The 18,343-nt window shown below is 65.9% G+C and carries 20 protein-coding genes; 8 read left to right on the top strand and 12 right to left on the bottom strand.

The window, feature by feature from the left end:
* The first annotated feature begins 32 nt into the window (after positions 1-32).
* Complete coding sequence (locus tag AC0MAZ_RS04215; RefSeq protein ID WP_203648936.1) at positions 33-512, top strand: TIGR02444 family protein; 480 nt, start codon at positions 33-35, stop codon at positions 510-512.
* On the opposite strand, the gene AC0MAZ_RS04210 is transcribed toward AC0MAZ_RS04215, so the two are convergent.
* A complete protein-coding gene (locus tag AC0MAZ_RS04210) occupies positions 488-1,558 on the bottom strand; it encodes an AlgP family protein (RefSeq protein ID WP_475860302.1) in 1,071 nt (356 codons plus the stop codon). The two genes, AC0MAZ_RS04215 and AC0MAZ_RS04210, sit on opposite strands and share 25 nt — an antisense overlap.
* Before the next feature lie 224 nt (positions 1,559-1,782).
* Between AC0MAZ_RS04210 and AC0MAZ_RS04205 the strand changes: the two genes are divergently transcribed.
* Positions 1,783-2,448: an FKBP-type peptidyl-prolyl cis-trans isomerase gene (locus tag AC0MAZ_RS04205; RefSeq protein WP_475860301.1), complete on the top strand. Its 666-nt coding sequence runs from the start codon at positions 1,783-1,785 to the stop codon at positions 2,446-2,448.
* Between the two features lies 1 nt (position 2,449).
* Here the strand turns inward: AC0MAZ_RS04205 and AC0MAZ_RS04200 are convergent, their stop codons facing one another.
* The 7 genes from AC0MAZ_RS04200 to AC0MAZ_RS04170 all read right to left on the bottom strand — a co-directional run bounded on the left by AC0MAZ_RS04200 (position 2,450) and on the right by AC0MAZ_RS04170 (position 9,167).
* The gene (locus AC0MAZ_RS04200) at positions 2,450-2,920 is read right to left on the bottom strand and encodes an Rsd/AlgQ family anti-sigma factor (RefSeq protein ID WP_050703285.1); all 471 of its coding nucleotides are present in this window, start codon (positions 2,918-2,920) and stop codon (positions 2,450-2,452) included.
* Between the two features lie 230 nt (positions 2,921-3,150).
* Positions 3,151-3,648 (bottom strand): disulfide bond formation protein B, encoded by a 498-nt coding sequence (locus AC0MAZ_RS04195; RefSeq protein ID WP_475860298.1) that lies wholly within the window; start codon positions 3,646-3,648, stop codon positions 3,151-3,153.
* Between the two features lie 481 nt (positions 3,649-4,129).
* Positions 4,130-5,368: a heme biosynthesis protein HemY gene (locus tag AC0MAZ_RS04190; protein WP_232854798.1), complete on the bottom strand. Its 1,239-nt coding sequence runs from the start codon at positions 5,366-5,368 to the stop codon at positions 4,130-4,132.
* Positions 5,365-6,465, bottom strand: coding sequence for a uroporphyrinogen-III C-methyltransferase (locus tag AC0MAZ_RS04185; RefSeq protein WP_232854797.1), 1,101 nt, complete (start codon positions 6,463-6,465; stop codon positions 5,365-5,367). The genes AC0MAZ_RS04190 and AC0MAZ_RS04185 overlap by 4 nt, the downstream gene beginning before the upstream one ends.
* Positions 6,466-6,511: 46 nt before the next feature.
* Positions 6,512-7,279 (bottom strand): uroporphyrinogen-III synthase, encoded by a 768-nt coding sequence (locus AC0MAZ_RS04180; RefSeq protein WP_232854796.1) that lies wholly within the window; start codon positions 7,277-7,279, stop codon positions 6,512-6,514.
* The gene (gene hemC, locus AC0MAZ_RS04175) at positions 7,276-8,217 is read right to left on the bottom strand and encodes a hydroxymethylbilane synthase (protein WP_232854795.1); all 942 of its coding nucleotides are present in this window, start codon (positions 8,215-8,217) and stop codon (positions 7,276-7,278) included. Before hemC ends, AC0MAZ_RS04180 begins: the two co-directional genes overlap by 4 nt.
* Before the next feature lie 200 nt (positions 8,218-8,417).
* Entirely contained in the window at positions 8,418-9,167 is a 750-nt protein-coding gene (locus AC0MAZ_RS04170; RefSeq protein ID WP_234562473.1) for a LytR/AlgR family response regulator transcription factor, read from the bottom strand.
* Between the two features lie 297 nt (positions 9,168-9,464).
* On the opposite strand from AC0MAZ_RS04170, the gene argH reads away from it, so the two are divergent.
* Positions 9,465-10,859, top strand: coding sequence for an argininosuccinate lyase (argH, locus tag AC0MAZ_RS04165; protein WP_232854793.1), 1,395 nt, complete (start codon positions 9,465-9,467; stop codon positions 10,857-10,859).
* Between the two features lie 112 nt (positions 10,860-10,971).
* On the opposite strand, the gene AC0MAZ_RS04160 is transcribed toward argH, so the two are convergent.
* Complete coding sequence (locus tag AC0MAZ_RS04160; protein ID WP_475860296.1) at positions 10,972-11,631, bottom strand: glutathione S-transferase; 660 nt, start codon at positions 11,629-11,631, stop codon at positions 10,972-10,974.
* A 146-nt stretch (positions 11,632-11,777) separates the two neighbouring features.
* Between AC0MAZ_RS04160 and AC0MAZ_RS04155 the strand changes: the two genes are divergently transcribed.
* The 3 genes from AC0MAZ_RS04155 to AC0MAZ_RS04145 all read left to right on the top strand — a co-directional run bounded on the left by AC0MAZ_RS04155 (position 11,778) and on the right by AC0MAZ_RS04145 (position 15,393).
* Positions 11,778-12,077, top strand: coding sequence for a hypothetical protein (locus tag AC0MAZ_RS04155; RefSeq protein WP_203648973.1), 300 nt, complete (start codon positions 11,778-11,780; stop codon positions 12,075-12,077).
* Positions 12,078-12,128: 51 nt separating this feature from the next.
* Positions 12,129-12,374, top strand: a complete 246-nt coding sequence (locus AC0MAZ_RS04150) for a TIGR02647 family protein (RefSeq protein ID WP_050703275.1) — start codon at positions 12,129-12,131, stop codon at positions 12,372-12,374.
* Between the two features lie 154 nt (positions 12,375-12,528).
* Positions 12,529-15,393 carry a class I adenylate cyclase gene (locus AC0MAZ_RS04145; protein WP_234561865.1) on the top strand — a complete coding sequence of 955 codons (2,865 nt, stop codon included), beginning with the start codon at positions 12,529-12,531 and terminating at the stop codon, positions 15,391-15,393.
* Between the two features lie 156 nt (positions 15,394-15,549).
* On the opposite strand, the gene rnk is transcribed toward AC0MAZ_RS04145, so the two are convergent.
* The 3 genes from rnk to cyaY all read right to left on the bottom strand — a co-directional run bounded on the left by rnk (position 15,550) and on the right by cyaY (position 16,669).
* Positions 15,550-15,960, bottom strand: a complete 411-nt coding sequence (rnk, locus tag AC0MAZ_RS04140) for a nucleoside diphosphate kinase regulator (protein ID WP_234561867.1) — start codon at positions 15,958-15,960, stop codon at positions 15,550-15,552.
* A gap of 156 nt (positions 15,961-16,116) precedes the next feature.
* Positions 16,117-16,335: a DUF1289 domain-containing protein gene (locus AC0MAZ_RS04135; protein ID WP_234561869.1), complete on the bottom strand. Its 219-nt coding sequence runs from the start codon at positions 16,333-16,335 to the stop codon at positions 16,117-16,119.
* A gap of 1 nt (position 16,336) precedes the next feature.
* Positions 16,337-16,669, bottom strand: coding sequence for an iron donor protein CyaY (gene cyaY / locus AC0MAZ_RS04130; protein WP_028688616.1), 333 nt, complete (start codon positions 16,667-16,669; stop codon positions 16,337-16,339).
* A 207-nt stretch (positions 16,670-16,876) separates the two neighbouring features.
* Here cyaY and lptM point away from each other — a divergent pair, with 207 nt between their 5' ends.
* Together lptM and lysA are read left to right on the top strand one after the other, a co-directional pair.
* On the top strand, positions 16,877-17,083 hold the full coding sequence (gene lptM / locus AC0MAZ_RS04125) for an LPS translocon maturation chaperone LptM (protein ID WP_475860292.1): 207 nt from the start codon (positions 16,877-16,879) through the stop codon (positions 17,081-17,083).
* 9 nt (positions 17,084-17,092) lie between these two features.
* A complete protein-coding gene (gene lysA, locus AC0MAZ_RS04120; protein WP_475860290.1) occupies positions 17,093-18,340 on the top strand; it encodes a diaminopimelate decarboxylase in 1,248 nt (415 codons plus the stop codon).
* Positions 18,341-18,343 lie beyond the last annotated feature (3 nt).

The following is an 18,343-nucleotide window of genomic DNA, read 5'->3' as shown; positions in this document are numbered from 1 at the left end:
CAGCTTCGCCGATCACTGGCGCGAGTGAAACCATGCACACCGACCTGTGGAATCACGCCCTGGCCTTGTATGCCCGGCCAGGCGTCGAGGCTGCCAGCCTGGCCCTCCAGGAACTGGGTGGCGATGTCTGCCTGCTGCTCTGCGGCACCTGGCTGCAGGCCCGCGGCGTGGCCGCCGATGAACAGCGGATCGCCGCCCTGCAGGCCCTGGCCGGCCCCTGGCAACGCGATGTGGTGACGCCGCTGCGCGCGCTACGCCGGCAATGGCGCGAGCAGGCGCTGGCCGACCCGCAACTGAGCGTGATGCGTGAGCAGGTGAAGGCGCTGGAGTTGCAGGCTGAACGCACCTTGCTGGAGCGTCTGGAGGCGTTGGCGCACGAGTGGCCTGCGCAAGCGGGCGCCGCGCAGGACTGGCTGACCCGGCTGGCGCCGGACCAGGCCCGGGACCACGACGCACTGCATCAGCTGCGCGCCGCGGCCCGTGAGCTTCAGGACGCCGAAGTCGGCGACTGAGCCGGTGTGGCGGTTGCCGCAGGCGTGGCCGCGCTGGTCGCAGGCGTCGGGGTGGCGCTGGCGGTCGGCGTGGCTGGCTTGCTTTCGGCTGGCTTGCTGGCTACAGACTTGGCCGGAGCTTTGGCAGCGGCCGGTTTGGCTGCTGGCTTGGCTGCAGGTTTGGCCGCTACTGGCTTGGCCGGGGCCTTGGCGGCAGCAGGCTTGGCCGCTGGTTTGGCTGCTGGTTTCGCTGCAGCGGTCTTTGCCGGTGCCTTGGCAGCAGCTGGTTTGGCCGCTGGCTTGGCAGCAGGTTTCGCGGCGGCGGTCTTCGCCGGGGCCTTGGCAGTAGCAGGCTTGGCCGCTGGCTTGGCGGCAGGTTTCGCGGCGGCGGTCTTCGCCGGTGCCTTGGCGGCAGCAGGCTTGGCCGCTGGCTTGGCCGCAGGTTTCGCGGCGGCGGTCTTCGCCGGTGCCTTGGCAGCAGCAGGCTTGGCCGCTGGCTTGGCGGCAGGTTTCGCTGCAGCGGTCTTCGCGGGAGCCTTGGCAGCAGCCGGTTTGGCCGCTGGCTTGGCGGCAGGTTTCGCGGCTGCAGTCCTCGCCGGGGCCTTGGCCGCAGCAGGCTTGGCCGCTGGTTTGGCAGCAGGTTTCGCGGCCGCTTTCGGTGCCGCAGTACGCGAGTCCAGGGCCTTGGCGGCCGCCTCACGCACTTTGCCAACACCCTGGGCCAGTTTCAGGCTTTCCTGGGCATCACGCTTGAGTTGCTGGATGTAAGTTCGGGTCTGGGCCTGGCGATCCTTGAGCGAATCGAGCAAGTGTTCAAGTTCACCCGCGGCTTTTTGCGCCTTGCCCTGAGCCTTGGCTTTACCGGCCTTGGCGGCGTCCTGCAACTTCAGGCGAGCGTTATGCAGTTTCTCCTGGGCCTTGCCACGTTGTTTTTCCAACTTGGCCAACAGTTTCTCGGCATCCGCCAGCGCTTGGGAGCAGGCATCTTCCAAATGTTCGAGCAAGCTACCCGAAAGTTGCTGGAGCAGGTGCAACGGCGTACTGACTGCTTTCTTCTTGGCCGACATGGTTTACCTCCTGGCTGACGAGAGTGCGGCTCATACTATGCTTCTGCTGCTACCGCCGCTAGGGCATGTTGACAGTCTCAGTAGCGCCGCGTTGCATGCCTGGGCAAAGTTGTTGTCTTGCAGCTGGAAACAAGTGTAGTTGCCCATTAGTGCACTGCCGATATTTACACATCTTCGCCCAACAACGCTGGCATACTTTGCGCTCTTTACCGCAGGAACCGTCCATGCCTCGTTATCTGATTCTGAGCCTGTGCCTGGTGATGCCGCTCTCCCTGGCCAACGCCGAAACCGCCCCCGCCAACGACAGCGACCTGGCCTACAGCCTTGGTGCCAGCCTGGGCGAGCGCCTGCGCCAGGAAGTCCCCGGCCTGCAGCTCGACGCCCTGGTCGAAGGCCTGCGCCAGGCCTACCAGGGCCAGCCGCCACGCATTGCCAAGTCACGCATGCAGGCCATCCTCGAGCAGCACGAGACGCAAGCCAACGCCGCCGCCGAACAGGCCCAGGTGGACAAGCTGGTGGAAGCGGAGAAACGCTTCATTGCCGGCGAGCGGGCCAAGGCCGGGGTACGCGAGCTGCCCGAGGGCATCCTCTACAGCGAACTGGCCAGCGGCAGCGGCGCGCAACCCAAGGCCAGCGGTCGCGTGCAGGTGCGCTATGTGGGGAAACTGCCGGATGGCACGGTGTTCGACCAGAACCTGCAACCGCAATGGTTCAAGCTGGACTCGGTGATCGAGGGCTGGCAGGTGGCACTGCCACGGATGAAGGCGGGGGCGAAATGGCGCCTGGTGATCCCGTCGGCGCAAGCTTATGGCGCCGACGGTGCGGGTGACCTGATCGCACCCTATACCCCACTGGTGTTCGAGATCGAACTGCTGGACGTGGCCAACTGAATCAGGCCTGCAGCGCGTCCTCTTCCTTGTGCGCGGTATGCAGCACTTCGATGAGGCAGTCCTCCAGCTCGAAGCGTTCTCGCAACAGGCCGCCCAGCTTGCCCAGCTTGTCCGCGAAGCGCTCGGGGTCGGTGCACTCGCCCTTCTCGCAATGGTCATTGAAAGCCAGCGCGATCTGGGTGCTGTCATCGATACGCGGGTTGATCTGTGTGGCAAGCTCCAGGGCCTTGGTATCGCCAAAGGCCTTGGCTTCGCTGACCAGCTGCTCGCTGACTTCGAAGTGCCAGGCCGAGACATAGTCGACCAGGAGCGCGCAAAAATCGCGGTTCTTGTCCTTGTCGGCAAAGGCCGGCTTGGCATCGCGCAAGGCGCGGAAGGCATGCACCAACTCCTGGCGCTCCTCCAGCCAACGATCGATCAGCTTGTGAACACCGCCCCAGCGTTCCTGGGCGTTCTGGCAACTATCGAGCATGGCGATCTCTTCCCTTCTGGGTAGATGCCGCTGCACCTCGCGACACAACACCGTGGCACAAAGGTGACGTCAGCAAACGGCATCGAGCAGTTGTATTTTCGGTAAGCGTGCTGGGAGATTATTCCCGTGCGACCTGCCCTTCAAGGTACGCAGCAGACTAAGTTCATACAAGCGTTTAATCCCGCCGTCGGCCACCGCTGGTCGCGCAATCCCAGGTGCATTGCCGTGGATCAACCCGCCGCGTCCTGGCGCAATCGATACAGCACCAGCCACGACAACGGCACCGCCGCCAGCAACAGGAACGCCAGCAGGCTCCATTCCGGCAGGGTCAGGTCGAGGAAGCTCCAGTTGACCGACACGCAGTCCGGGCTGCCCAGCAGGAACACCTGCAGGATCTCGCTCCACGGGCGTTCGACCACATGCGCCAGGGGCAGGTGGCAACCACTGGCGGGCAGCGGCTCGGCCTGCAGCCAGACATGCCGCCCGGCCAGCAAGGCGCCAGCCAACGCGAACAGCAGCGCCAGCCAGGCAGGCCAGCGGCGGCCGCCAGCGTGGAACATGGCAACCAGGCAGGCCAGCGCAAAACAGCCCAGCATCAGGCGCTGGCTGAAACACAACGCGCAGGGGTCCAGGCCGACCACGTTTTCGAGACGAAACGATGCGACCAGCACCGCCACGGCGGCCAGGAAGGCGGGAAGGAACGAGCTGCGCAAGCAGGCCAGCGACATGGGCAGAAGTGATCCGAAAATGAAGGAAGTGGTGTGAAACGGTAGAGGAAAGGGGCGCTTTGTATCAAGGCGCTACAGTGCAGACAAGTCGCTGAATGGCTAGGGAATCATTTTCGCGGAACGTGGGAATATTCCGACGCGGACGAAGGACGATTCGACGCCCTCTACGCAGGGGGCGTCTTGAGTCATCGCTCATCAGATAATGCAACGCGCCGCTGGCAAAACATCGCACCGGCACAAGCAGGTATGCCCGCGATGCGCGACAGGTCCATCCCTTTCAAGGTCTTTGCGATTTTTCGGATATGGCCGCTTCAATTCAATATTGCCGGGGCTGCTTTGCAGCCCATTCGCGGCACAAGGCCGCTCCTACAGGATGGCGCGATCACCTGTAGGAGCGGCCTTGTGCCGCGAAAGGGTCGCAAAGCGACCCCGGCGAGTCCAAGTCGAACGCCCCTTCTCAACACCTTGAAAGGGTTGGGTCTCAGGCCCGAACCCCCTCCGGCAGTGGCAACGCCAGCAGGCGCTCATCCAGCAGCCCCAGGCCCTCCTGGAACAGCTGATTGCTGCGCTCGGTCTCGCCGAGACCGGCCAGCAAGCGTGCCAGCTCGGCGCAGGTTTCCGGATTACGCTCCAGGCGCAGACTGCTTTCCAGATAGTCCCGCGCCTTGCCCCACAAGCGGTTCTGCAGGCTCAGCCGGCCGAGGGTGAGCAGCAGGCTAGGATCCTGCGGATGCTCCTTCAGCCAGCCTTCGGCCGTCTGCAGCTGGCGCGCCGGATCGTCGCCGCGCACCAGCCCGTAAAGGCGCGCCAGATGGCTTTCGTAGCCGCGCTTGAGCGCGCCGCGAAGCACCTGTTCGGCCTCGCCCTGGGCACCGACCTGACGCAGTTGCTCGGCGTAGGCCGACACCAGTTGCGGTTCCTGGCGCTGGGCATTGGTCAGCTGCTGCCAGGCGCGCTCGAGCGCCTGGCGTGCCGTCTGCGGATCCTCGCCACGGGCCGCCGCGAGGCCCAGGTTCTGGCCCCAGGCGCGCTGCTCCAGGTCAGCCAGTTCCGCCGCAGGCAACACCTTGTGCTTGCGCAGGTCCGGCAGCAGGCGGATCAACGCCGGCCAGTCGCCCCTCTCCAGATGCAGGCGCTGCAACAGGCGCAGCACCTGGGCGTTGTGCGGATGACGCTCCTGCATCGCCTGCAGGGCCTCCAGGGCACCCTCGCTCTCGCCCCGGTCCATCTGCAATTGGGCATGGGTCAGGGCGACGGCGAGCTCGGCCTGGGGCTGGCGTTCCAGGGCGCGTTCGAGCAGATTGTCGCGTTCCTCGACCCGTCCCTGTTCGTTGGCGGCACGCGCGGCGCCGAGGTAGTAGAGCAGCGGCTGGCGGTCGGACTCGGCAGCACGCTGCAAGTGCCGCTGGGCACTCGCCCAGCGCCCCTCGGCCAGGTCCAGCTGGCCTTGCTCGACAGCGATACGGGTGCGGCGGCTGCGATTGCGTCGCGACCACGGGTTGACCACCCCGGACGAAGTCAGCACCAGCCCGACCAGGTAACGCACCAGCAACAGCAGCAGGATGATACCGACCAACGCGCCGAGCGCCGCCCACAGTCCCGACTGGTAGCGGAAGCTGCCGTAGGCGATCAGTACGTAGCCACTGTGCTTGGCGATCGCGATGCCCAGCGCCGCGGCGACGACAATCGCCAATACCGCCAGCAGGTAGACACGCTTCATGGCTTGGCCCCTTCGGCGGCAGCCGGCAGGTGGCGACGCTGGATATAGGCCTGCACTGCGGCCAGGCTCTCGCTCAGGTCAGGCGTGACCACCGACACCGGCTGTTCGGCCAGCTGGTTGAGGTTGTCGAGCATCGCCTTGCTTTGCGGGTTGTCCGGGTTGAAGTTGGCCAACAACACGCTGCGCGCATCGTCCAGGGCCTGGGCATAGACCTTGGCCTCGCCGTTGAGCGCCGCCCATTGCGCCTGCTCGATGGTCAGGCTCAGGGCCAGGCGCAGCTGGTTGAGCGACTGCCCGGACAGCAACGGGCGCACGTTGTCGTCGGCATTGAACTCGATCTGGAAGTACTTGGAGATCTCGGCCCACCACTGTGACCAGCGGCTGGCGCCATCGCCATCGGCGGTCAGCGCGCCCATGGCGTCGGCCTTGCTGTCGAATTCCGGCGACTGGGCACTGAGCTGCTGCACCAGCTCGCGTTGCGCGGCGAGCTTGAGGAACAGCCCGGTGCGATCCGGCTGCTCGGTGCCGGATAGCGTCGCCAGGCTGCGGGCCAACTGTTCGCGGGCGGCGAAGGCGCCGGGATCGCTCTGCTCGCGAAGGATCTCATCGGCACCTTCGACCAGCGCCTTGGCGCTGGTGATGTCCTGCAACGCCGACAGGCGCAGGGTGGCCAGGCGCAGCAGGTGCTCGGCCTCGGCCAGGCGCCACTCCTTGCGGCTCTCCCCGAGCACGGTCTCCAGGCGCTGGCTAAGGCGTTGCTGGTCGCCCTGCAGTTGCGCCACCAGGCGCCGGCGGTCTTCCAGCTCACTGGCCGCCGGCAGGCTGCCCAGCTGCGCACTGAGCTGCTGCTCACGCTGCTGCAGCGCGTCGGCACGCTGATTGAGCGCTTGCAGGTGTTCGCCCTGGTCATGCTCGCTGCCTTGCAGCTGGCGGACCTGCCAGGCGCCCCAGCCGCCAACCGCGACGCCGGCGGCGCCCAGCAGCAGGGCCAGTAGCGCCAAGCCGTTGCCGGAGCGTCGGGCGGGCTTGGCGGTGACGGATTGCGACGCTTCTGGCGCCGAGGGCTGTTCGGTGTTGGACAAGACAGTTTCGCTCACGTATCCATCCTTTGCATGGTGGCGCATCGCTCTCTAGCTTAGCGCCTTAAGAGGCAGGCGCAGCGCTTCGCTGCACGGCTGCCAGCAAGGCCGCGGCGCTGGCGCCACGGCAATCCACAATGTCTTTTGCCCCGAGTGCACGGGCCTGCTCGGCCACCCGGGGGCTGGGCACGAACAGCGGCAAGCGGGAAAACCGCGGCCAATCCGCACCTGCCAATCGATGCAAGTGTTCCAGACCCTGCCCACTGCTGACCACCAGGCCATTGAGGCGTTCCCCATCGATGCGCTGGGCGAGGGTCGTGGCGGGGTAGTGCGGCAGGCAGCGGCGATACAATTCCAGATAATCGACACTAGCACCTTGCTCGGCAAGACGCTCGGCCAGCAGTTCACGACCTCCGACACCGCGAACGATAAGGACGCGGGGTGCCGGCACGGCCATAGCCTCGCGCAGGGCGGGCAGTGCGAGCAAGGCTTCGCTGTCATCGCCGGCCGCCGGAAAGGCCACCTGCAACCGGTGCTCCTGAAGGATCCGCGCCGTCGCCTCGCCCACCGTGAACCAACCGGCGGACGGCGGCGTCACCCCTGCCTCGGCGAGCTGCTCCAACAGCAGGCGGGCCGCCGGCTTGCTGACCACGATGATGGCCCGGGCCTCGCCGATCGCCCGCAGGCGCTGCACCTGCTCAGGGCCTGGAGCAATCGCCTCGATCACCAGCAACGGCAGGCTGGCGCTGGCGATGCCCGCGTCGGCCAGGGTCTGCGCCAGCGCCGCACAGTCCTCTTCAGGCCGGGTCAGCAGCAGGCGCCAGGGGCTCACGGGTGGCCGGCCTCGCCGTAGACTTCCTTGAGGATCGCCTCGGCGCCCTGCCCGAGCAGGTCTTCGGCGACCTGCACGCCCAGGCGCTCGGCATCGGCACGCGGCGCCCGGGCCTCGGCCACCAGCAAGATGCCGCCGGAGGGCTGCCCGACCAGGCCGCGCAGCCACAGCTGCTCGCCTTCGAGCACCGCGTAGCAGGCGATCGGCACCTGGCAGCCGCCATTGAGGCGCTTGTTCAGGGCACGCTCGGCCACCACCCGGTCGGCGGTGTCGGCATGGTGCAACGGCGCCAGCAAGGCATGAATCTCGGCGTCGGCGCTGCGGCATTCGATGCCCACCGCGCCCTGGCCGCCCGCCGGCAGGCTGTCATCGACGCTGATGGAGGCAGTGATGCGGTCCTCGAAGCCGAGGCGGATCAGGCCGGCGGCGGCGAGGATGATGGCGTCGTACTCGCCGGCATCGAGCTTAGCCAGGCGGGTGTTGACGTTGCCGCGCAGGAAGCGGATTTCGAGGTCGGGCCGGCGCGCCAGCAACTGGGCTTGGCGGCGCAGGCTGGAAGTGCCGACGATGCTGCCGGCCGGCAAGGCCTCAAGACTGGCGAAGTTGTTGGAAACGAAGGCGTCGCGCGGGTCTTCACGCTCGCAGATGCAGTACAGGCCCAGGCCCTCGGGGAAGTCCATGGGGACATCCTTCATCGAGTGCACGGCGATATCGGCCTCGTTGTCGAGCAGGGCGGTTTCCAGCTCCTTGACGAACAGGCCCTTGCCGCCGATCTTCGCCAGCGGCGCGTCGAGCAGCTTGTCGCCGCGGCTGACCATTGGCACCAGGGTCACCAGAAGGCCGGGATGCGCCTGTTCCAGGCGGGCTTTGACGTATTCGGCCTGCCACAGGGCCAAGGCACTTTTACGGGTGGCAATGCGGATTTCGCGAGTGGACATGAAACGCACCGATCCAGAGAAATACCGCCGATGATAACAGCTCCTCCGGTTGTGCCCGCAGATTCAGATCAGCAATCACGCTCCCTGCACAGTCGATACTGGTCGCGATTTGCGTGGGAGCGGGCTTGGCCCGCGATTGCGATGGCGGATCTTGCACTGCTATCGCGGGGCAAGCCCGCTCCCACGTTCCCTGAGGCCTTTCAGTGCAGGCTCTGCATCATCTTGCGCACCCCCGCCACATGGCGGCGGCTGACGGTCAGGGCGTCGCCTTCCAGGCCCTTGAGATAGAGCTGGAAATGCCCCAGCGGCGTGCGCTGCAGGCGCTCGATGCGCTCACGGGCGACCAGCGCGTTGCGGTGGATGCGCACGAAACGCTCGCCAAACTCGTCCTCCAGGGCCTTGAGCGGTTCATCGAGCAGTACCTCGCCCGCCTCATGGCGCAGGGTGACGTACTTGTGGTCGGCGATGAAGTAGATGACCTGGGGAATGGGGATCAACTCGATGCCTTTGCGGGTACGGGCACTGATATGGCTGCGCGGGCCGCCACCGGCCTCGCCGGCCGGGCGGGTCAGCGCCGCCAGCTGGGCACGGTTGGGTTTTTCCGCCCGGCGCAGGGCGTCGCGCAGGGCCTGCGGCTGGATGGGCTTCTCGACATGGCTCAGGGTGCTGTCCCTGAAGGCTTCGCTGCCGTATTCATCGTCGCCGGTGCAGAACACCACCGCCGGCGGCGACTCGCGCTCGCACAGCCGGGCGGCGACCTGCAGGCCATCGAGGCCCGGCATGCCGATATCCAGCAGCACCACATCGGGCTTGAGGCTTTCGATCAGGGTCAGGGCCTCCTCGCCGTTGGTGGCGCTGGGCTCCATCACGGTGTAACCCTCCAGCTCGCCAAGCAGCCGGCTCAGGCGCTCGCGGCCCAGGGGTTCATCATCAACGATCAGGACATTCATAATTGCGCTGGATTCCTGAGTGAGTCTCGCACGGGTATAGCGTAGACAAGTGTGGGGCGACCGAAACGCGGTCACGCTACAGACCGGTGCGAAGGCCAAAGATTCACTGGTCTGGCAGATTCACCGCCAGTCCTTTGTCCAACTGTAGACGCTCCGTGGAACACTGCCGTTCAATCGTTGAATATGCCGCACCCCCTTGTAACCGGACGATTCTCGCGACCAGCGCCCTGCGGCGGCGGGCGCAACCCTGCTATGATCGCGACACTTTTTCCGTTCACGCCTTCAACGAGTGAATCCATGAGCACCGACAAGACCAATCAGTCCTGGGGCGGCCGCTTCAGTGAGCCCGTCGACGCCTTCGTCGCCCGCTTCACCGCCTCGGTCGATTTCGACAAGCGCCTGTACCGCCACGACATCATGGGTTCGATCGCCCACGCCACCATGCTGGCGCAGGTCGGCGTCCTCAGCGATGCCGAGCGCGACACCATCATCGATGGCCTGAAGACCATCCAGGGCGAAATCGAGGCCGGCACCTTCGACTGGCGCGTCGACCTCGAAGACGTGCACATGAACATCGAAGCGCGCCTGACCGACCGCATTGGCATCACCGGCAAGAAGCTGCACACCGGCCGCAGCCGCAACGACCAGGTGGCCACCGACATCCGCCTGTGGCTGCGCGACGAGATCGACCTGATCCTGGCCGAGATCACCCGCCTGCAGCAGGGCCTGCTGGAGCAGGCCGAACGCGAGGCCGAGACCATCATGCCCGGCTTCACCCACCTGCAGACCGCGCAGCCGGTGACTTTCGGCCACCACCTGCTGGCCTGGTTCGAGATGCTCAGCCGCGACTACGAGCGCCTGGTGGATTGCCGCAAGCGCGCCAACCGCATGCCCCTGGGCAGCGCCGCGCTGGCCGGCACCACCTACCCGATCGACCGCGAACTGACCTGCAAGCTGCTGGGCTTCGAAGCCGTGGGCGGCAACTCGCTGGACAGCGTCTCGGACCGCGACTTCGCCATCGAATTCTGCTCGGCGGCGAGCATCGCGATGATGCACCTGTCGCGCTTCTCCGAAGAGCTGGTGCTGTGGACCAGCGCCCAGTTCCAGTTCATCGACCTGCCCGATCGCTTCTGCACCGGCAGCTCGATCATGCCGCAGAAGAAGAACCCGGACGTGCCGGAGCTGGTGCGCGGCAAGAGCGGCCGCGTGTTCGGCGCCCTGACCGGCCTGCTGACCCTGATGAAAGGCCAGCCGCTGGCCTACAACAAGGACAACCAGGAAGATAAGGAGCCGTTGTTCGACGCCGCCGACACCCTGCGCGACTCGCTGCGCGCCTTCGCCGACATGATCCCGGCGATCAAGCCCAAGCACGCGATCATGCGCGAAGCGGCCCTGCGCGGTTTCTCCACCGCCACGGACCTGGCCGACTACCTGGTGCGCCGCGGCCTGCCGTTCCGTGACTGCCACGAGATCGTCGGCCACGCCGTGAAGTACGGCGTCGATACCGGCAAGGACCTGGCCGAGATGAGCCTGGACGAGCTGCGCCAGTTCAGCGACCAGATCGAGCAGGACGTGTTTGCCGTGCTGACCCTGGAAGGCTCGGTCAACGCCCGCAACCACATCGGCGGCACCGCGCCGGCCCAGGTGCGCGCGGCAGTGGTTCGCGGCAAGGCCCTGCTGGCTTCGCGCTAAACCACAATCGCGGGGCAAGTCGCATCGGCGCACCGCCGCTCCCACCAGCCTCGCTCAGGCTCGTGGGAGCGGCGGTGCGCCGATGCGACTTGCCCCGCGATCGTTTGTGGCCTCAGCGCTTGCTCTTGATCATTTCGAGGAACGCCGGCATCGCCGCCTCCTTGTCCGCCACGATCCGCGCCATGTGCGGGTTCTCGCGCAGTTTCTCCAGCAACGCCGTCGCCTGCGGGAAATCCGCCAGGAAGTCGATGTTCAGCACCTTCTTGCCCACCGCGCAGGCCAGGTCGACCGAGAAGCAGAACATCAGGTCGGCGATGGTCAACTGCTCCCCGGCCACGTATGGCTGGAACCGTCCATTGCGCTTGAGGGTGGCGAAGCCTGCCAGCAGGTCCGCCCGCGCCCGCTCCTTGATCAGCGGCTCCACCGCCGCGCCGAAGAACGCCTCGGCGTAGCAGGTACGCGCCGGCAACTCGATATACAGCTCGATCTCCCGCAGCAGCTCGCGGACCTTGGCCTGGCCGAAGGCATCGGCTGGCAGCAGCGCCTTGCCCGGCTGGGTCTGCGCGATGTAGTCGAGGATCACCCCGGTCTCGCTGATGAAACCATGCTCGGTCTGCAGCGCCGGCACCTTGCCACGCGGGCTTTTGGCCAGGGCCTCGGGGGCCTGGCCGCCGAAGAATGGCACCTCTTCGAAGGGCACGCCTTTCTCCAGCAAGGCCAGCTTGACCATGTTGTAGTAGTTGCTGACCGCGAATCCATGAAGCTTGAGCATTGAGACAGCCTCCAAGGCCGTATGGGGTTGGCCCGGCTTTTATAGCCCCCTTCCCCACCCTTGGCCAGCTTCATGCCCGGCGTCGATGACCGGGCATTGCTGGCGCAGGCGTGGCAAACTGTGCCCCCCACCACAGGAGTAACGCCATGAGCGAGCCCACCGACATCGACAATGACGACGAAGACTTCGCCGAGGCGACACTGACCCAGGCCATCGAGAACCAGATCGAAAGCGGCGAGCCGCCGGCGGCCAAGGCCACGTTCAACAAGCTGAGCCTGGTCGGCTACGAGCGCGAGGACATCCTCAACCTCATGGCCCACGTGCTGGCCATCGAGATCGACGCCATGCTCGACGAAGACCGCCCGTTCAACACCGAATGGTATGAAACCGCCCTGCGCGCCCTGCCGGAGCTGCCACCTGAGGCGGATCAAGGCGACATCGAATAAACCTGACTACACTCCTGACTTCCATCCTTGTCTCGAAGTCAGGAGTAGCCCATGCCCTTCAACCCCGAACTGATCGCCGAACTGGAAGTGCTCGCCCAGTTCAACCTGGACAGTCACCAGGAAGGCATCAAGGTTTGTAGCGACGCCTCCCCGGCATTGGTCGCCGCAGCCAAGCGCCTGCACGACAAAGGTCTCACTGACCAACCCGACGGCGGCTACCTCACCAGCCTGGGCACTGATGCCGCTGAAAGTATGCAGTTACTCCTCAGGGTGCTTAAAACTCCGCAGCCTGCCTGAGTTCACCAAGCCCGCCCCCGTGGGAGCGGGCTTGCCCCGCGATGAGCCCTAGAGGATCGCTGTAAAACTGACGTCAAAAAGCCACCAACCCCTTATCCGACCGCCCCACTCAGGCTAAACTCGCCAGTGCTCCCCCTGCCTGCCTGAGTGCGCAATGAACCACCCCCATGAAATCCGCCCCGATCTCGACCAAGGCATCGACCGCAAGGAGCTGTCCAAGCTGCGCGCGCGTTTCCTGAAGATCAACCAGGGCCGCCTGGCACGGGCCATGGAGGGGCTGTCCACGCGCCAGCAGCAGGTCCTCACCCTGTTGCCGCTGTTCTTTCACGTTAATCACCCGCTGCTGCCGGGTTATGTCTCGGGCACCACCCCCGCTGGCGTGTCCGGCTTCGAACCCGACAGCGACCTGCTGGCCGAGGCCCAGCGCCTGACCCGCTCGTTCACCTACAAGCCGCGCCACGGCAAGCCGCCGCAACCGATTCACGGCCTGTTCCTGATGGGCAGCCTGGGCACCCTGGCCCAGGCCGAACAGAGCGACATGGACCTGTGGGTCTGCCATGCACCCGACCTGGACGAGCAGGCCCTGGCCGACCTGCGGCGCAAATGCCAGCTGCTCGAGGCCTGGGCCGCCAGCCAGGGCGCCGAGGCGCACCTGTTCCTGATCGAGCCTCGCGGCTTCGTCCAGGGCGAGCGCGACAGCCAGCTCAGCTCCGACGACTGCGGCACCACCCAGCATTACCTGCTGCTCGACGAGTTCTACCGCACCGCCATCTGGCTGGCCGGACGCACGCCGCTGTGGTGGCTGGTGCCGGTCTACCAGGAGCACAACTACCGCGACTACACCCAGACCCTGCTGTCCAAGCGCTTCATCCGCGCCCAGGACGATCTCGACCTCGGCCACCTGGCGCACATCCCGTCGGGCGAGTTCGTCGGCGCCGGGCTATGGCAGCTGTTCAAGGGCATCGACTCGCCCTACAAGTCGCTGCTCAAGCTGCTGCTCACCGAGGCCTACGCCAGCGAGCACCCGCAGGTGCGCTGCCTGAGCCTGGACTACAAGCAGGCCGTGTTCGCCAACCAGCTGGACCTGGACGAGCTCGACCCCTACGTCATGGTCTACCGGCGCATCGAACGCTACCTGCGCCAGCGCGGCGAATCGGCACGCCTGGAGCTGGCGCGGCGCAGCCTGTACCTGAAGGTGAACAAGAAGCTCAGCGACCTGGGCCGCACCCGCAGCGGCGGCTGGCAGCGCCAGCTGCTCGGGCGCCTGACCGAGGAATGGGGCTGGGACGAGCGCCAGCTGGCGCTGCTCGACAGCCGCAGCCAGTGGAAAGTGCGCCAGGTGGCGGTCGAGCGCCGCGAGCTGGTGGCCGAGCTGAACCACAGCTACCGCTTCCTGACCCAGTTCGCCCGCCTGCAGAACGCCAACAGCCGCGCCGACCAGCGCGACCTCAACGTCCTCGGCCGGCGCCTGTATGCCGCCTTCGAGCGTCGGGCCGGCAAGATCGAGGTGATCAACCCGGGCATCGCCCCGGACCTGGCCGAAGACACCCTCACCCTGGTCCACTCGCCCAACCGCAAGGAGCCCGGCACCCATCACTGGGGCCTGTACAACGGCAACCTGGGCGTGCACGAGTGGGAGCACTTCAGCCCAATCAAGCGCTGCCGCGAGCTGCTCGAACTGCTCACCTGGGCCCATCGCAATGGCGTGATCGACAGCGGCACACGCCTGGCCCTGCACCCTGGCGCCAGCGACCTCAGCGAGTTCGAGCTGTTCAACCTTGTCGGCAGCCTGCAGCAAAGCATCCCCCTGCCATTGGAGACGGTCAGCGAGGTGCGCCTGCTGCAACCGAGCGTGGCCGACGAGATCCTGCTGCTGGTGAATGTCGGGGTCGATCCGCTGCGCCATCACCGCGACCTGAATATCCTGATGACCACCGAGCGCACCGACTCGCTGAGCTACGCCGGGGTGCGCGAGAACCTTGTACTGACCCTCGACCAGATCACCCTCAACAGCTGGAACGAGGTGCTGGTACAGCGCTACGACGGCGAGCATGCGCTGGTGCGCTGCCTGCGCGACTTCCTCAACAGCCTGGGCCAGCGCAGCCACCGCCCGCGGGTGCGGGTGCGCTGCTACTGCCACAACCGCGCCCAGGCCATCAGCCAGCGGGTCGAGGACATCTTCGACACCGTGCAGTTGCTGCTCGACCAGGGCCTGAATCACCGTTACCTGCTGCAGGTCGCCCAGCACACCCACATCCTCGACCTGCAGCCCGGGCAAGTCACCCTGGCCAGCCTCGCCGACCATGATGCGGTGCTGGCGGCTCTCGGCGAAGAGCGCATCCGCTACAGCCCGCTGCACCTGGACGCCCACGCCTTGCAGGACCACGACCTGCCGCTGGTCCTGGGCCAGGGTCGCCCCGGCTGCATCCAGGTGTTCTACCGTCTGCTCGAAGGCTGGGCCGACCTGTACGTGCTCGACGAGCACAACGCGCTCTGGCAACAACGGTTGCCGCTGCAGGACGAGCAGCACCTGCTGCTGCCGCTGCAACGTTTCCTGCAATCGATGCTGATGCGCCGCGATGCCCAACTGCCCCTGGATAGCCTGCCGCTGGCGTCGCTGGACATCCTTTACTACCAGCTGCTGCCTTCAGGCACCGGCAAGGCGCGCAGCCTGGAGCCGCGGCAGACGCCGCTGGACAGCCAAAACCAGGCGCACTACGAGGTCCAGGCTATCCTCCAGGCGGGTACCGGCGACGAGGTGCATGTCACGCTCTACTGCGACCAGCAGGAGTTTTCCGAACTGGAGCACGGCGACCAGCTGTATGCCGTGGTCGCCCGGCAGATCCTGGGCCAGCGCCGCAGCAGCGGCCGTTACCGCTGCTACATCACCGACCTCGACCTGTCCGAGCTGCTGGAAGACGAGCAGGGGTCCACCAGCCTGTACCTGCGCTACAAGCGCGAGCTGGAGCAGGCGCTCAACGATGGGCTGGAACAGCTGCAGGCGCGGCTGGAGCCCTGATTTTCTCTGCCTTCACCGATCCCTCTATAGGAGCGGCCTCGTGCCGCGAAAGGGCCGCGAAGCGGCCCCGGCACTATATGACCTGGCACAGCAGGTGGGGCCGCTACGCAGCCCATTCGCGGCACAAGGCCGCTCCTACAGGGCATTTACGCAGCATCAGAGATCGAAATCCCCTGCCGCCTCCGGCTGGTACTCGACCGCCAGCAGCTCCAGCCTGAGGGTCTTGCCGCCTGGCGCCGGCCAGTCGATCTGGTCGCCCACCGACAACCCCAACAAGGCACAGCCGATTGGCGCGAGGATCGAGACATTGCCCTCGGGGCCGGCATCCTTCGGGTACACCAGGGTCAGGTGATAGTCCTTGCCACTGGCGATCTCGCGGCAGTGCACGCGCGAGTTCATGGTCACCACGCCGGCCGGTACTTCCTCGTGACCCACCACATTCTCGGCACGGTCCAGCTCGTCCTGCAGGGCGAGCACACCCGGGGTGCTTTCATCGAGGTCGTCGAGCAGGCGCTCAAGACGCTGCACGTCCAAGCGGGTGAGGATGAGGGAAGGCTTGGTGCTCATGATCCAGTCAGACTCCTTTGAACAGGCAATTTTCAACAGGCAGATAAAGCAAAACCCCGCCCAAGGGCGGGGTTTGCGAAATGCTGTGGCGTCATCGACGCAGACCCTGACACTACCACAGCGGGGCAAATACTCAAGCCCACACCTTCGTTGTGCCTATGCCGATGCCCGCGATTTCAGGGCCAGCGCCTCACGACAGATCTGCCGGCGCCGCTCGTCATCGGCCGAGCGCCACTCGCGGATATGCTCGACGTGGCGGTGGCAGCCGGTGCAGACCTTGTGCTCATCCAGCCGACATATGCTGATACAAGGTGACGGCACCGCCGGGCTCACGTTGCTGTAGAGCGGCTTGGGTGGCCGGGGCAGGTCGCTCATCTCAGATCTCGTCGAAGTCCAGCTTCTCGCCGGCGCGCTCCCAGACGATGCGCTCGAGCATCTCGCCCAGCAGCTCTTCGCTCTTCTCGCAGACCCACTTGCCGCTCTCTTCGTCGTAGTCGAAGTGGAAGCCGCCGGATTTGTCCGCCAGCCACAGCTGGCGCAGCGGCTCCTGGCGGCTGAAGATCAGCTGGCTGCCGTTGTCGAACTTGACGGTGAGAACGCCGGCGGAGTTCTCCATGTCCAGGTCCATGCCGCTTTCATCGAACAGGTCTTCCAGGGCCTGTTGGGTCGCATCGACCAGGTCGTGGAAACGCGCTTCGCTCAAACTCATTGCAGGGACCTCGAAAAATGGCTGTACACACGCAAGCCGGGCACGATAAGGGCGAACGCCTCAAGCTACAAGCTAATCGCTGTAAGAAAAAGCCGCATGTCCTTCGGTCGCCCACGCCCGCCGAGCGGGGGCGACCCTCGCATAGGCAATCAGGTGGGCGCTCGGTATACTCGGCCGCAATACTGCATATTTCCAAGGATTTCACCCATGAAACGCCTGATTTCCTCCCTCGCGGCGCTGGTCGCGGTTACCTGCCTCGTTTCGGCCTGCGGTCAGAAAGGCCCCCTGTACCTGCCTGAAGACGGCAAGGACGGCAAAGGCCCGCGCAAATCGCACCAGCATGCCAAGCCTGTCCAGCCGCAACCCGTGCTGGTGCAGCCGCAAGAGCAGCCAGAAGAGTCGCCCGCGCAGTAAGGAAATCCCATGGACGCATTCAACTACCGCGGCGGCGAGCTGTTCGCGGAAGGGGTGGCCCTGACGGCGATCGCCGAACGCTTCGGCACGCCCACCTATGTGTACTCGCGCGCCCATATCGAGGCCCAGTACCGCAGCTACACCGACGCCCTGCAAGGGGTCGAGCACCTGGTCTGCTTCGCGGTCAAGGCCAACTCCAACCTGGGCGTGCTGAACCTGCTGGCGCGCCTCGGCGCGGGCTTCGACATCGTCTCGGGCGGTGAGCTGGAGCGCGTCCTGGCTGCCGGCGGGCGCGCCGATCGCGTGGTGTTCTCCGGGGTCGGCAAGACCCGTGAAGACATGCGCCGCGCCCTGGAAGTGGGCGTGCACTGCTTCAACGTCGAGTCCACCGACGAGCTCGAGCGCCTCCAGGTCGTTGCCGCCGAAATGGGCAAGACGGCCCCGGTTTCGCTACGTGTGAATCCGGACGTCGACGCCGGCACCCATCCGTACATTTCCACCGGCCTCAAAGAGAACAAGTTCGGCATCGCCATCGCCGACGCCGAGGCGATCTACGTGCGCGCCGCGCAGTTGCCCAACCTGGATGTGGTCGGCGTCGACTGCCACATCGGCTCGCAGCTGACCACCGTCGAGCCCTTCCTCGACGCCCTCGACCGCCTGCTGGTGCTGGTCGATCGCCTGGCCGAGTGCGGCATCCACTTGCGCCACCTGGACCTCGGTGGGGGTGTCGGCGTGCGCTATCGCGACGAACAGCCACCGCTGCTGGCCGACTACATCGCTGCCATTCGCGAGCGCGTCGGCGAACGTGACCTGGCCCTGGTGTTCGAGCCGGGCCGCTACATCGTCGCCAACGGCGGCGTGCTGCTGACCCGCGTGGAATACCTCAAGCACACCGAGCACAAGGACTTCGCCATCATTGACGCGGCCATGAACGACATGATCCGTCCTGCCCTGTACCAGGCCTGGATGGACGTCAGCGCGGTCAAGCCCCGTGACGGCGAAGGCCGCGCCTACGACCTGGTCGGCCCGATCTGCGAGACCGGCGACTTCCTGGGCAAGGACCGCGTAATGGACCTGGCCGAGGGCGACCTCCTGGCCGTCCGCTCCGCAGGCGCCTATGGTTTCGTCATGAGCTCCAACTACAACACCCGTGGCCGTTGCGCCGAAGTGCTGGTCGATGGTGACCAGGCCTTCGAAGTGCGCCGCCGTGAAACCATTGCCGAACTGTTCGCCGGCGAAAGCCTGCTGCCGGAGTGAACC

The organism is Pseudomonas sp. A (assembly GCF_056270345.1).
This window is presented reverse-complemented; position numbering and strand designations above follow the sequence as displayed.

Bases quoted from the DNA above. Each gene is read 5' to 3' on its own strand.
- cyaY (WP_028688616.1), bottom strand. From the start codon at position 16,669: ATGAGTTTGAGCGAAGCGCGTTTCCACGACCTGGTCGATGCGACCCAA.
- AC0MAZ_RS04205 (WP_475860301.1), top strand. From the start codon at position 1,783: ATGCCTCGTTATCTGATTCTGAGCCTGTGCCTGGTGATGCCGCTCTCC.
- AC0MAZ_RS04135 (WP_234561869.1), bottom strand. From the start codon at position 16,335: ATGAGCGACCTGCCCCGGCCACCCAAGCCGCTCTACAGCAACGTGAGC.
- AC0MAZ_RS04145 (WP_234561865.1), top strand. From the start codon at position 12,529: ATGAACCACCCCCATGAAATCCGCCCCGATCTCGACCAAGGCATCGAC.
- AC0MAZ_RS04215 (WP_203648936.1), top strand. From the start codon at position 33: ATGCACACCGACCTGTGGAATCACGCCCTGGCCTTGTATGCCCGGCCA.
- AC0MAZ_RS04195 (WP_475860298.1), bottom strand. From the start codon at position 3,648: ATGTCGCTGGCCTGCTTGCGCAGCTCGTTCCTTCCCGCCTTCCTGGCC.
- lysA (WP_475860290.1), top strand. From the start codon at position 17,093: ATGGACGCATTCAACTACCGCGGCGGCGAGCTGTTCGCGGAAGGGGTG.
- AC0MAZ_RS04200 (WP_050703285.1), bottom strand. From the start codon at position 2,920: ATGCTCGATAGTTGCCAGAACGCCCAGGAACGCTGGGGCGGTGTTCAC.
- AC0MAZ_RS04170 (WP_234562473.1), bottom strand. From the start codon at position 9,167: ATGAATGTCCTGATCGTTGATGATGAACCCCTGGGCCGCGAGCGCCTG.
- argH (WP_232854793.1), top strand. From the start codon at position 9,465: ATGAGCACCGACAAGACCAATCAGTCCTGGGGCGGCCGCTTCAGTGAG.
- AC0MAZ_RS04210 (WP_475860302.1), bottom strand. From the start codon at position 1,558: ATGTCGGCCAAGAAGAAAGCAGTCAGTACGCCGTTGCACCTGCTCCAG.
- AC0MAZ_RS04190 (WP_232854798.1), bottom strand. From the start codon at position 5,368: ATGAAGCGTGTCTACCTGCTGGCGGTATTGGCGATTGTCGTCGCCGCG.
- AC0MAZ_RS04150 (WP_050703275.1), top strand. From the start codon at position 12,129: ATGCCCTTCAACCCCGAACTGATCGCCGAACTGGAAGTGCTCGCCCAG.
- hemC (WP_232854795.1), bottom strand. From the start codon at position 8,217: ATGTCCACTCGCGAAATCCGCATTGCCACCCGTAAAAGTGCCTTGGCC.
- rnk (WP_234561867.1), bottom strand. From the start codon at position 15,960: ATGAGCACCAAGCCTTCCCTCATCCTCACCCGCTTGGACGTGCAGCGT.
- lptM (WP_475860292.1), top strand. From the start codon at position 16,877: ATGAAACGCCTGATTTCCTCCCTCGCGGCGCTGGTCGCGGTTACCTGC.
- AC0MAZ_RS04155 (WP_203648973.1), top strand. From the start codon at position 11,778: ATGAGCGAGCCCACCGACATCGACAATGACGACGAAGACTTCGCCGAG.
- AC0MAZ_RS04160 (WP_475860296.1), bottom strand. From the start codon at position 11,631: ATGCTCAAGCTTCATGGATTCGCGGTCAGCAACTACTACAACATGGTC.